Genomic DNA, 12,229 nt, shown 5'->3' with positions numbered 1-12,229 from the left:
AGAAGAAAGTGAGCGCGACTATAAGACAAAAGCTCGGCTACACTGAGTCTATTGTAAAGCGCACTGCATGGCGCTTTCACCTGTAGCGCACGGCTCTTCAATGAGCCATTCCCCTAGGCCCAAACAGCTTTCATCGTTTTGGGCCTTTTTTTATGCCTGTACGCTAACAATCACGCAATCGCATAAAATGGGTCAAAGCACTTGCGGCTAACGGCCGACTATACGCGCCGCATCTTTGAATAAATTAAAAAAGTTATTGCTGGTGTATTCAGCAAGATCTTCGTAACGCTCACCTCTAAGCTCTGCCACAAACTCAGCCACATCACGCACATAGGCAGGCTGATTTTCTTGTCCACGGTGTGGGATCGGCGCCAAATAGGGCGAGTCCGTTTCAACTAGCAGACGATCCTGAGGCACTTTGCGAATAACGGTTCGCAGATCACCCGCATTTTTAAAAGTGACTATGCCAGAAACCGAAATATAAAAGCCAAGCTCAATCGCCGCTTTCGCCATCTCCCAGTTCTCGGTAAAGCAATGCAGCACGCCGCCAACGTTATCCGCGTTGCCCTGCTTAAGCATATTGATCGTATCTTCACGTGCATCACGGGTATGGACAATCAAAGGCTTATTCACTTCTACCGCAAGGGCAATCTGCTGCTCAAAACATTGCTGTTGCAACAGCTTAGTGTCGTCTGCATAAAAATAATCTAACCCCGTTTCACCAATCGCGACCACTTTAGGATCGGTGGCAAAGCGGCGGATTTGCTCAACATCGAGGCCTTCTTTAACGTCTAATGGATGCACACCCGATGACAAAAATACCTGTTCGAAGGCTGCAACTTTATCTCGCATCGATTCAAATCCTTGCTGGCGTACATTCACGCACAACATATAGTCCACGCCACGGGCTTTAGCATTAGCAAGAATATGTTCTAAGGTTTGTTGATCAGGCGCCGCTTTGAGGCGATCGAGATGGCAGTGTGAATCAATAAGCACAAGGATTTCCAAGCAGAGTAACAAAGGACGACAAGGATACCCAGCCAAGAGATCGAGGTCAAATTCAACAGAAGTAAATAGCCAGTTTAAACAGTGAGCAAACGTTTAAACCAGAGCAATAATGCGGGCCAACTTACATAGTGCAGGTTAGATCGCCAGAAGCGAGTTCGCGGGACAGTAACTTTTCGATATGGTGTTTATGGCTATCTGGCTCAGAAATAATTTTAATGCCAATCCCCACAGGGCGGCCACCCGACGCTCCTAAGGGATTAATCCACACCACAACACCACGAAATTCATTAGTGAGAGTTGCGCCGGGTAAACGATACGCAATCGTCAGCGGTTGGCCAAGATAATGACTTTCACTGGTCGCAATAAATAATCCTGCCGGCTTAATAAAAGGCATATAGGCACGATATAACTGATGTAAGGTATCAAAATTAACGACGAGATCTACCATGGCATATTACTTATTTGTTATCTCTCTATATTCTAAGACATAACTTTGACACAGGGCCAGATAATTGACGCTCGGCATTGTGCTTAAGCTATGACACATTCCCATGATCTTAGCCGCCAAATTCCCGAGCTGCGCATGAACAAACGCATCTTGATGGCTATTTTTCAGTAAAACCTGTCGTATAAGTAGGTACAAAACCTTAAGAACATCAATTATTTGTTGTTCACTTATTATTAACAAACTAGCACACAGATGACCAGACGACAAACTTTGTGCCCAATCTTTGCGAAATTGTAGCAAGGATTGATACCGACTCTGTTGGCTACCCTCAGACTGCAAGCTCTCAGCCAACTTTAACGGCCCACCCACCACACTCAAACACCAAGTTACATCCTCTTGAATACCGCATCGCTGGGCAAGCCAGTTTTTGATGACCTCTCGACTAGGAACGACAAAAGGAATGCGTTGACAACGACTGCTAACCGTCGCCATCAAACGTGCAGGCGTATCCGACTGCAAAATCAGTAAGGTGTCTTTACCAGGCTCCTCAAGGGTTTTAAGGAGTGCGTTCGCAGCAGCGGAGTTAAGACGCTCGCTGTGGTGGATAATCGCTACACGCCTGCCACTTTGCTGTGCGGTGGCTGTCAGACGCGTACACAGCTCACGAATTTGATCGACTTTAATTTGATTGCCATCGGCGGCGATATGATAAAAATCAGGATGATTGCCAGCATCATAGAGCTGACAAGACTTACAAAAACCGCACGCGCCCACAGGCGTTGGCTGCAAACACATAGCAGCGCGCGCCATAAACACACTCAGCAACTCACCGCCATAGGCTGAATCAATGCCCACGAGTTGTGCGTGAGGTATTTTTTGACGCGCTAATTGAGCTAAAAATGCCTGTCTTGGCCCTTCGAGCCAAGGTAATTGCTCAGCCGTAAATCCGGACTCGGCTACCATACCATCGCCTGAAGCACGGCTAAGATATCTTTGTGCACTTCGGCCATAGTTTGGCTCGCGTCTATAACCACAATACTGTCATCTTCGCTGGCAAGTTTGAGATATGTAGCGCGTGCGCGCTCAAAGAAATCAATCGCTTGTTGCTCAATTCTATCAAGCTCACCACGTTTAGCTGCGCGGGTAAGCCCAAGCTTAGGATCTAAATCTAAGTACAAAGTAAGATCGGGTTTAAATCCCTTTAGTGTTGCAGTGCTCACTGCTTCCACTAACGGCATTAACCCTCGTCCACCACCTTGATAAGCTAATGACGATAGATTGTGTCTATCACCCAATACCCATTGTCCTTGCGCAAGCGCGGGCTTTATGACATTAGCAACTAACTGAGCTCTGGCAGCATAAATGAGTAAACACTCGGCCTCATCACACAGGGGATCATTCGCATCAGCAATCTTAACTAAATCACGGATACGTTCGGCCAATGGTGTACCGCCCGGTTCGCGGGTGCAAATCGGCGCTTTACCCGTATGTTTTTCAATAAAGTCGCGAATAAGGTTAATCGCACTCGACTTACCTGCGCCTTCTAAACCTTCAATAACGATAAATTTTGCAAAAACTGACATTGGATTTTCTTTCTCTGCATTTTTACTTTGGTGATTTTTCTGGCGTCGCTGGTTTTGTCTTACGCTGATAGACGTCTACAGCATGATTGTGTTCTTCAAGCGTGGTTGAAAACACATGGGTGCCATCGTTGCGCGATACAAAATAAAGGTAACTCACACTGGCGGGCTTAGACACGGCCATCAATGAGGCTTTACTCGGTGCAGCTATCGGCGTCGGCGGCAATCCAAAGATGCGATAAGTATTAAAAGGCGTCTCTTCGACTAAATCTTTGCGGGTGATATTACCCTTATAGCGATCACCCATGCCGTAAATAACGGTCGGATCGGTTTGCAGACGCATACCTAGGTTAAGACGATTAACAAATACACCGGCGATTTGCTCACGCTCATGGGCTTGGCCGGTTTCCTTTTCAACTATCGATGCCAAAATCAGCATTTCATAGGGTGATTTTAACGGTAAATTCGGCGCCCGTTCCGCCCACGCTTTGGCAAGCTCCTGCTCCATCATTTTATAGCTTTGAGTCAGCATGACTTTAGCATCCGCCTCGGCGGTATAATGATAAGTGTCGGGGAAGAATTTTCCCTCAGGCAAACCAGAATCATCGCCTTGTGCCATCAATACCGCTGCAAATGCTTCTGGTGACATTTGTAAATGCGGAGCACTGGTAAGCTGTTGTTCCCATTCCACAATAGTTTTACCTTCAACTAAGGTCAAACTGAAGGTTTTTACTTTGCCGGCAATCAAATCATTGAGTAAATCAGTAATCGTTTGTGAAGGTGATATTTCATAAAGTCCCGTGCGAATTTTGGCAAGCTCAGGACGAAACTTAAGTAGCCACTTGAGTTTCCACGTATCTTGAATAACGCCGTCATCGGCAAGTTGCTGTGCCAGTTGATTTACACTGGTGCCGCGCTCAACCTTCAACTCTTTAGGCTCGCTGAGGCTCAGCGGCGTTTGACTGTATTCGACAACTGTTTGATAGCCCCAAAAGGCACCCAAACAGACTAAGGTTAGCAAGGTCAACAGGGTTGAACTGGCGATAATAATAATTTTTTTCATAGAGTGAGTGAAAGTGTCTGTCTAAGTTGCGCGGTAATCGGAGCACGAGTGAACTTGAGCGAGTCTATCGCCAGTACATCCACAATCCCTAAAACGCTGTTAGTGATAAACGCTGAGTCAAATTCGATTAAACGCTCGGCGCCAACGGGCAAACATTCGATATTCATGTTCTGTTCAAGCAAGGCCAACATTATCTGTTCGCGCATCACACCCGCCACGCCACACAGGGCTAATGAAGGCGTGATAATGCGATTATCTTTGATAAAAAACACATTCGCCATCGAAGATTCAATCACATTCTCCTCGATATCTTTGACTAACCAGTCATCAAATCCCTGCGGTAAAGGGTGGGATTTTATTAAGACTTGTTCGAGTCGATTTAAATGCTTCATCCCTGCCAACAGAGGCTGCAAACCCAATCGTACCGACGAAGTTTTAAGGCTAATACCCTGTTGCTGCCACTGAGCATAATGGCCGGGGATAGTATGAACTGAGACGATTTCAGTAGGATTAACCGTTTCTGGCGGTGTATAGCCACGGCCACCAGCACCACGGGAAACGATTAACTTAATGCAATGATGAGGATATTCAATGGCTAAGGTATTCAGTTGCTGTTGCAATGCTTCACTCATTTGCCATTGAAATCCAAGCCTTGCTGCGCCTGCGGTTAAACGGGCTTGGTGGGCTTCAAAAAACATAATCCCCTCAGCGTCCGTTCGCATCGTTGCAAACAGACCATCACCGTAGGCAAGCCCTCGATCGGAAGGGTCGACACTTGCCTGCGATGCGCCATTCACCCAAAACACGTGTGTTAGTCCTGACTGATACGGCTAGCCACCGCTTCTTGCTGATCTTTGTACTTGGCACTCTTACGAGTGTTATAAGGACGTGCAACCGCATGATTTAAGCGTTCAAAGTTAAGCGCACCTATAGTCATGCGTGGACGCAAAGCTAAAGGTAACTTGCCGCTGTTATAAAACTCGAGCACAATTTTACCTTGCCAACCCGGATCGATACGGTGCGCCGTTACGTGTACCATCAGGCCTAAACGCGCTAGAGACGAACGGCCATCAAGCCAACCGACGATATCAGCAGGTAAAGTTACGCTCTCGTAAGTCACAGCCAAAGCCAATTCGCCAGGATGCAAGAAAAATGCTTCGCCATCGGGGATTTCGATAATCTCACTCATCACCCGATCGAGCGCCGCTTGCATCTCAGCACTTGGACCACTCAAGTCGATAAAAGGCGCGGTATGATCTTTAAAGACGCGAAACTGTCCACCTAAGCGCACATCAACACTGACGCCTGAAATAGCTTCTATGCCTGGGCGAGGTTCTATTACGATAGTGCCGTTATCAAGGGCCTGTTCAATTTCGATATCGGTTAAGCGCATCTTGCCTATTACTCCTTGAGTTTTTATGTCGTTATTTTGCCAGTAAATGTTGGATACGAGTCTTTAAAATATCGGTCGCAATACGATTTTTGCCGCCACGGGGAACGATAATGTCGGCGTATTGTTTCGATGGTTCGATAAACTGTAAGAACATAGGACGCACGGTTTTCTTGTACTGTGAAATCACAGACTCCATAGTACGGCCGCGCTCGGCCACATCACGAGTTAAGCGGCGTAGGAAACAAATGTCCAGCGGCGTGTCCATAAACACACTCGCGTCCATCAGCGCACGTAACTTAGGATCGGTCAGCAATAAGATACCTTCTAAAATGATCACCTTTTTCGGTGTCATCTTTAAGGTTTCTGCAGTGCGTGTATGTTCTGTATAGCTATAACAAGGGATATCAACAGCTTCGCCAGACTTGAGCAACTGTAAATGCGTGCACAGCAGTTGATGGTCCAGCGCTTTTGGATGATCGTAATTCGTTAATACCCGTTCATCCATGGATAAATGACTCTGATCGCGATAGTACGCGTCTTCATTAATTACCCCAATTTGATCTGTGCCTAAATCGCGGCGCAATTCGTCAAAAATCGTTTTGGCAATTAAACTTTTGCCCGATGCTGACGCGCCAGCAATTGCAATAATGACACACTGCTGAGAATTCATACCCTTAAACCTTACTCGTCATCTGAAACACTAATAGAAACTGTTTTCTGGCTTTGCTTTAAAGCCAATTCTGCGCCCACTTTACGGGCAATTTCCCGATAAAGAGCTGCGACTTCACTGTCAGGATCGGCAACGACAGTCGGCGCACCATTATCCATGGCTTCACGGATATTGATGTGCAGCGGCAAAGCGCCTAACAGTGGAACTTGATAGCGTTCAGCGATTTTACTGCCGCCGTGAGTTCCAAATGGATGTTCTTTATGACCACACTCAGGACATAAATGGAAACTCATATTCTCAACAATACCCAGCACAGGAATGTTCACTTTCTGGAACATATTGATGCCCTTCTTGGCATCGGCCAGCGCGATATCCTGCGGTGTCGTCACGATAACGGCGCCGCTCACAGGAACTTTTTGCGATAACGTGAGCTGAATATCCCCTGTGCCAGGTGGCATATCAACGACTAAATAATCCAGTTCTGGCCATTGGGTTTCATTCAGTAACTGGGCTAACGCGCCCGCGGCCATTGGGCCACGCCACACGGCAGCTTCATCACCACTGAGCATAAAACCAATCGACTGCGCGGCAATACCATGGGCACTGGCGGCTGTCATATGTTTACCATCTGGGGAAAGCGGTCTGAAATTAGGAATACCTAACATCATAGGCACTGACGGGCCGTAAATATCCGCATCGAGAATACCCACCTGCGCACCTTCGGCCGCTAATGCCAAAGCTAAGTTCACCGCTGTGGTTGACTTACCCACGCCGCCCTTACCTGAGGCTACGGCAATCACTTGCTTCACATTGGCAATCGGCGCAATAGAAGATAACGCTGAATAAGCTTTAGGTTGAAAATCGATTTCACACTCGACTTCATCAATAGCATCGAGCACCGCTAACTTATTCGTCAGCGCCATGACAGTGTCGCGATACTGAGTCATACAAGGGTATGGATAGACTAAGCCAAGCTGCAAACGCTTACCTTCCAATGCCAGCTTATTTACGCATCCTGCGCTCACTAACCCTTTCGCGAGATACGGGTCAACAAATGAATCGAGAATAGCCAGAACTGGCCCGAGAAGATCGTCATTCAGACGATAATCAGTTTGAGTTGAAGACAAAAGAATTACCCCCACCAATAAATTTGCCCAAGTGTACCAGATAATGCAGAAAACATTAGCGCAGATTTAGCTCAATTGGCTCAGGTTTTGATGAAAATCATCCTGTAATCGGTTAGTATCTCTACCAATATTTTTGGCCCACCACGATATTTGAGACAAGATGGCAACTTCACAACGTAAAATTCTCGTGACCAGCGCACTTCCCTATGCAAACGGACCGATACATTTAGGTCACATGCTGGAATACATACAGACAGATATCTGGTCGCGTTATCAAAAGCTTCGTGGACATGAGTGCCACTATATTTGTGCCGATGACGCCCATGGCACGCCAATCATGCTTAAAGCACAGCAATTAGGCATAGCGCCAGAAGACATGATTGCCCAAGTGAACAAAGAACATCAGCAGGATTTTGCCGATTTCAATATCGCCTTCGATAACTATCACAGCACCCACAGCGATGAAAACCGCGTACTGGCGAGTGATATTTATCTCAAGCTACGTGCGAATGGCTATATCAAGAGCAAGAGTATTTCTCAGCTGTTCGATCCTGAGAAATCCATGTTCTTGCCAGACCGCTTCGTAAAAGGCACTTGTCCTAAGTGTAAGTCACCGGATCAATACGGCGATAACTGTGATGCCTGCGGCGCGACTTACAGCCCAACTGAGCTCATCAATCCAAAATCAGCGGTATCGGGTGCGACACCAGTGATGAAAGACACTGAGCACTTTTTCTTCGACCTGCCCGCCTTCGAAGGCATGCTAAAAGAGTGGACTCGCTCTGGTGCCCTGCAAGTCGAGATGGCCAATAAACTCGACGAATGGTTCGATCAAGGTCTGCAGCAATGGGATATCACCCGTGATGCGCCGTATTTTGGTTTCGAAATTCCCGATGCGCCAGGCAAGTATTTCTACGTTTGGCTAGATGCGCCTATCGGTTATATGGGTTCGTTCAAAAACCTCTGTGACAAACGCCCTGAGCTGAGCTTTGAGGAATTCTGGGGCAAAGATTCAACCGCCGAGGTTTATCACTTCATCGGTAAAGACATAGTCTACTTCCACAGTCTGTTTTGGCCAGCCATGTTACACGGCTCAGGTTACCGCCAGCCAAACAGCGTCTATGCCCACGGCTATGTGACGGTCAACGGCGCTAAGATGTCAAAATCCAAAGGCACTTTCATCAAGGCGCGAACTTATTTAGATCATTTAGATCCTGAATATTTACGTTACTACTACGCCGCCAAACTCAGCAGCCGTATCGACGATTTAGATTTAAATCTCGAAGATTTCGCCCAGCGCGTGAATTCAGACTTAGTCGGTAAGCTAGTGAACTTAGCCTCGCGCACTGCAGGTTTTATCACTAAACGTTTCGATGGCAAGCTAGCGAAAATTAACGACACCACACTGACTGAGGCGTTTCTAGCCAAGCAAGAGGTGATTGCCGAATTTTACGAGTCGCGCGAATACGGCAAAGCAATGCGCGAAATCATGGCTCTGGCGGATATTGCTAACGGTTTTGTAGCCGATGCAGCACCTTGGCAAATGGTGAAACACGATGATCAACAGGAAGCGGCCCATCAAGTGTGTTCAAATGCCTTGAATCTGTTCCGTATTCTCGTGACGTATCTAAAACCTGTATTGCCACGTTTAGCCCAAGATGTGGAAGCCTTCTTCCAACTACCGCTCACTTGGAATGCATTGAACCAAGATTTAGCGGGTCATGAAATAGCTCCATTCAAAGCCATGATGCAACGTGTTGAGCTCGATAAAGTCAATGCTATGGTTGCCGACTCCAAGGATAACCTGCAAGTCACGGCCGATGCACCAAAGACGGCTGCGCCTGAAAAAACGGTTGAATCATCTAATGTCAGCAGTGAGCCTCTGGTTAACGATCCTATCAGTGAAACCATCAACTTTGATGATTTTGCGAAAATCGACCTGCGTATCGCTCGTATCGTGAAAGCCGAGCATGTTGCTGACGCAGACAAGTTACTGAAGTTGCAGCTCGACATCGGCGGCGAAACACGCCAAGTGTTTGCAGGGATCAAATCGGCCTATTCGCCAGAAGACCTTGAAGGCAAACTAACTGTGATGGTGGCTAACTTAGCACCACGTAAGATGCGTTTTGGCATGTCAGAAGGCATGGTTTTGGCCGCTGGCCCTGGTGGCAGCGATCTGTGGATTTTAGAACCCCATGAAGGCGCACAGCCTGGCATGCGGGTTAAGTAATCTGCGCTAGATAACGCTCGAAAAATCAATAAGGCCGCATTTTATGTGGCCTTATTTGTTGGTATCGATTGTTTGAGCCGATTCGTGGTCGCAAGTGTCACGCAGTCTTTTAAAAGACTGAGTTTAAGCCATTTAATTTTAACTGAGTGGTTTAAGAGACCGAGTTAAAACTCGTATTTCTATCGACAAGATATTCACGGCAATGTGACATTCATATCAGTGACAAGTCTAAAATCGACGCAGTGCTAAATGAATAACTCGAGGAGTCGTTATGGGAAATATCGTTGAGCAGTTGCTGTTTTCTGCCTCGATTACGGGTCCAATCTGTTTGATGTTAGCGCTCGGTGTGATCCTAAAACGCACCCAAATCATCAATGAAAACTTTATTGATGTTGCATCAAGATTAGTCTTTAACGTGACGCTGCCAGCCTTGCTGTTCCTTAGCATCATTAGTTCCAATCATGATCTCGCCTCCAGTGCGCCCTTAATTGGCTATGGTTTAGCGGCCAATTTCCTGTTTTTTATTCTCTCCACCTATGCAACTGGGCGGCTATTTCCCAAGCACAAAGACCAAGGTGTGATCATTCAAGGGGGTTTTCGGGCCAATACCGCCATTATCGGCTTAGCTTATGTTTCCAACGCCTATGGGAGTTCTGGTGTTGCCTTAGCCGCGGTCTATGTTGCCTCGATGACGCTGCTGTATAACATTCAAGCGGTTATTTGCCTAAGCCCTAAAGGCGAAGAATCCAGCCAACGTGCATTTGGTGTGATCATCAAGACCATCACCAAAAACCCGTTGATCATTGCCATTATGGTTGGCATCTTGTTCTATTTGCTTGCTATTCCAGTACCGAAAATGGTGCTCGATGCGGGACAATACTTTGCCAATATGACCCTGCCATTAGCGCTACTGTGCACCGGCGGCTCGCTCGATATTGGTTCACTCAAACATGAAAAGCATACAACTTGGTTCTCGACCGCATTGAAACTGATCTTTGCCCCGCTTTTTATCACTATTGGGGCCTTGCTGTTGGGTTATCGAGGGATTGAGTTAGCAATGGTCTTTTTAATGAGTTCTGCACCCACCGCAGCCGCAAGCTATGTGATGGCGCGCGCCATGGGTGGCAATGCGCCCCTTGCGGCCAATATTATTGCGCTAACCACAGTCTGCTCGCTGATCACGTGCACCTTAGGCATCTTTGTATTGTCCACTTTTGGGCTGATCTAGCAGCTAAAGGCTAAGAGCTGATTGCACAAACGCTAGAGAAACGGATTTGAGTGACTATAAGTAATAATAAACCACAATAAAAAAGGCGAGCCATGCTCGCCTTTCGTTTAGGAATAAAACAGTTAGATGGTCATCATAAGCCGCTTTATGAATGGATTAGACCGGATTGGTGATATCCACAAAATGGTGCACGAGATCAAACTCGCGGGCGAGGTGACGGCCTAAGGCTTGAATGCCAAAACGTTCTGTCGCATGGTGCCCCGCCGCAAAATAATGTATGCCCTGCTCTACCGCACTATGGAACGTTCGCTCGGACACTTCACCACTGATAAACGCATCCACACCTAAACTCGCCGCAACATCGATATAATCCTGTGCGCCACCAGTACACCAAGCTACATGTTGGATCTTAGCATCGCGATCACCAATGTGCAGTGGGGCTCTGCCTAACGCATTCTCAAGGGTGTGAGAAAATTCGCTAGCACTGACTGCAAGATCAAGTTTTCCACGCCACAGTAGCCCCTGAGCCACCTCTTCGATGGCTTCTGCGTCGACGATCCCAAGCTGTCTCCCCAAAGTCGCGTTATTACCGAGCATTGGGTGGGCATCTAAGGGTAAATGATACCCAAACAAGCTAATATCATGCTTGAGCAGCGCCTTAATTCGGCGTTGTTTCATGCCTGTGATCACTTCAGGTTCATTCTTCCAAAAAAAGCCGTGATGAACCAATATCGCATCGGCGTTTAATCGAATCGCTTCATCGATCAAGGCCTGACACGCTGTCACGCCCGTGACTAAGGTGTGGATCTCATCCTTGCCTTCTACCTGCAGCCCATTGGGTGCATAATCCTTAAAGGCCGACACATGTAAAAAATCGGCTAAATATTGGCTTAGTTCTGTCCGTGTCATTGCATTACCGTCCGTTACTCAAGATGACCATTTACTGAAGATGAGCACTTATTCAAGATGAGACAATCGCTTACATCGCGATATCAACACGCACGCCACCTTGCAGGTACACCACTCGAACTCTGTCACCCGCGTTAAACGTCATGCCAGCATCGTAATCTTGGATCACCATGACCTGAGTACCATCTTCTTGATTGATCATCAGTTCCACCAGCTTAAACGATTGCACGCTAGTACCACTGCCATAACGGTTACCGATACCCCCACCAATCAAGGCACCTAAAATCGTCGCAACATCTCGACCCGACCCGCCACCAAACTGATTACCAATCACCCCACCCGCTAAGGCGCCACCGAAGGTTTTCCAACCTTGATTACGGTCTTCAATTAACTGGGTTTCGGTGATATTACGTACCGAAGTGATATCGCCATAGAGTACTTTCTCAACTGGCACGGCTTGATTGCGATCATAGCCAGCATTAGCAGGGCTGATGATAAAAGCAAAAATAAACATAAAGCTTGCTAGAGTAGGTTTCCACATATCTGAATTTCCGCTAACTTAATAATAAGGTC

The 12,229-nt window shown here is 47.0% G+C and carries 13 protein-coding genes; 2 read left to right on the top strand and 11 right to left on the bottom strand.

The features are described from left to right. Nucleotides 1-207 precede the first annotated feature (207 nt). From L5M29_RS17000 to apbC, 9 genes are all read right to left on the bottom strand, one after another. The gene (locus L5M29_RS17000) at nucleotides 208-996 is read right to left on the bottom strand and encodes a TatD family hydrolase (protein WP_263168965.1); all 789 of its coding nucleotides are present in this window, start codon (nucleotides 994-996) and stop codon (nucleotides 208-210) included. A 133-nt stretch (nucleotides 997-1,129) separates the two neighbouring features. Then, nucleotides 1,130-1,456, bottom strand: a complete 327-nt coding sequence (locus L5M29_RS16995) for a PilZ domain-containing protein (protein WP_028759752.1) — start codon at nucleotides 1,454-1,456, stop codon at nucleotides 1,130-1,132. A gap of 6 nt (nucleotides 1,457-1,462) precedes the next feature. Further along, entirely contained in the window at nucleotides 1,463-2,419 is a 957-nt protein-coding gene (gene holB / locus L5M29_RS16990) for a DNA polymerase III subunit delta' (RefSeq protein ID WP_173244537.1), read from the bottom strand. Beyond that, complete coding sequence (gene tmk / locus L5M29_RS16985) at nucleotides 2,413-3,039, bottom strand: dTMP kinase (RefSeq protein ID WP_028759750.1); 627 nt, start codon at nucleotides 3,037-3,039, stop codon at nucleotides 2,413-2,415. Before tmk ends, holB begins: the two co-directional genes overlap by 7 nt. Nucleotides 3,040-3,061: 22 nt before the next feature. Next, a complete protein-coding gene (mltG, locus tag L5M29_RS16980; RefSeq protein ID WP_105252663.1) occupies nucleotides 3,062-4,099 on the bottom strand; it encodes an endolytic transglycosylase MltG in 1,038 nt (345 codons plus the stop codon). Beyond that, nucleotides 4,096-4,905, bottom strand: coding sequence for an aminodeoxychorismate lyase (gene pabC / locus L5M29_RS16975; RefSeq protein ID WP_168825428.1), 810 nt, complete (start codon nucleotides 4,903-4,905; stop codon nucleotides 4,096-4,098). Before pabC ends, mltG begins: the two co-directional genes overlap by 4 nt. Before the next feature lie 5 nt (nucleotides 4,906-4,910). After that, the gene (gene dcd, locus L5M29_RS16970; protein ID WP_028759747.1) at nucleotides 4,911-5,492 is read right to left on the bottom strand and encodes a dCTP deaminase; all 582 of its coding nucleotides are present in this window, start codon (nucleotides 5,490-5,492) and stop codon (nucleotides 4,911-4,913) included. A gap of 31 nt (nucleotides 5,493-5,523) precedes the next feature. Beyond that, nucleotides 5,524-6,162 (bottom strand): uridine kinase, encoded by a 639-nt coding sequence (udk, locus tag L5M29_RS16965; protein WP_028759746.1) that lies wholly within the window; start codon nucleotides 6,160-6,162, stop codon nucleotides 5,524-5,526. An 11-nt stretch (nucleotides 6,163-6,173) separates the two neighbouring features. Beyond that, a complete protein-coding gene (gene apbC, locus L5M29_RS16960) occupies nucleotides 6,174-7,289 on the bottom strand; it encodes an iron-sulfur cluster carrier protein ApbC (RefSeq protein ID WP_006086266.1) in 1,116 nt (371 codons plus the stop codon). Between the two features lie 160 nt (nucleotides 7,290-7,449). Here apbC and metG point away from each other — a divergent pair, with 160 nt between their 5' ends. Next, on the top strand, nucleotides 7,450-9,519 hold the full coding sequence (metG, locus tag L5M29_RS16955; RefSeq protein ID WP_263168961.1) for a methionine--tRNA ligase: 2,070 nt from the start codon (nucleotides 7,450-7,452) through the stop codon (nucleotides 9,517-9,519). 271 nt (nucleotides 9,520-9,790) lie between these two features. Next, nucleotides 9,791-10,747 (top strand): AEC family transporter, encoded by a 957-nt coding sequence (locus tag L5M29_RS16950; protein WP_263168959.1) that lies wholly within the window; start codon nucleotides 9,791-9,793, stop codon nucleotides 10,745-10,747. 156 nt (nucleotides 10,748-10,903) lie between these two features. Here L5M29_RS16950 and L5M29_RS16945 read toward each other — a convergent pair whose 3' ends face one another. Both L5M29_RS16945 and L5M29_RS16940 read right to left on the bottom strand, forming a co-directional pair. After that, a complete protein-coding gene (locus L5M29_RS16945) occupies nucleotides 10,904-11,656 on the bottom strand; it encodes a Nif3-like dinuclear metal center hexameric protein (protein WP_263168957.1) in 753 nt (250 codons plus the stop codon). A gap of 70 nt (nucleotides 11,657-11,726) precedes the next feature. Continuing rightward, a complete protein-coding gene (locus tag L5M29_RS16940) occupies nucleotides 11,727-12,197 on the bottom strand; it encodes a glycine zipper 2TM domain-containing protein (protein ID WP_028759742.1) in 471 nt (156 codons plus the stop codon). Nucleotides 12,198-12,229: the final 32 nt, after the last annotated feature.

Source organism: Shewanella sp. SM95 (assembly GCF_025653595.1).
Classification (GTDB): domain Bacteria; phylum Pseudomonadota; class Gammaproteobacteria; order Enterobacterales; family Shewanellaceae; genus Shewanella; species Shewanella oncorhynchi.
The sequence above is the reverse complement of the archived record's forward strand: the minus strand, read 5'-3'. Positions and strand labels throughout refer to the sequence as shown.

Excerpts from the sequence above, each read along its gene's own strand:
- holB (WP_173244537.1), bottom strand. The coding sequence starts at position 2,419 with ATGGTAGCCGAGTCCGGATTTACGGCTGAGCAATTACCTTGGCTCGAA.
- tmk (WP_028759750.1), bottom strand. The coding sequence starts at position 3,039 with ATGTCAGTTTTTGCAAAATTTATCGTTATTGAAGGTTTAGAAGGCGCA.
- udk (WP_028759746.1), bottom strand. The coding sequence starts at position 6,162 with ATGAATTCTCAGCAGTGTGTCATTATTGCAATTGCTGGCGCGTCAGCA.
- dcd (WP_028759747.1), bottom strand. The coding sequence starts at position 5,492 with ATGCGCTTAACCGATATCGAAATTGAACAGGCCCTTGATAACGGCACT.
- L5M29_RS16950 (WP_263168959.1), top strand. The coding sequence starts at position 9,791 with ATGGGAAATATCGTTGAGCAGTTGCTGTTTTCTGCCTCGATTACGGGT.
- mltG (WP_105252663.1), bottom strand. The coding sequence starts at position 4,099 with ATGAAAAAAATTATTATTATCGCCAGTTCAACCCTGTTGACCTTGCTA.
- L5M29_RS16995 (WP_028759752.1), bottom strand. The coding sequence starts at position 1,456 with ATGGTAGATCTCGTCGTTAATTTTGATACCTTACATCAGTTATATCGT.
- L5M29_RS16945 (WP_263168957.1), bottom strand. The coding sequence starts at position 11,656 with ATGACACGGACAGAACTAAGCCAATATTTAGCCGATTTTTTACATGTG.
- L5M29_RS16940 (WP_028759742.1), bottom strand. The coding sequence starts at position 12,197 with ATGTGGAAACCTACTCTAGCAAGCTTTATGTTTATTTTTGCTTTTATC.
- metG (WP_263168961.1), top strand. The coding sequence starts at position 7,450 with ATGGCAACTTCACAACGTAAAATTCTCGTGACCAGCGCACTTCCCTAT.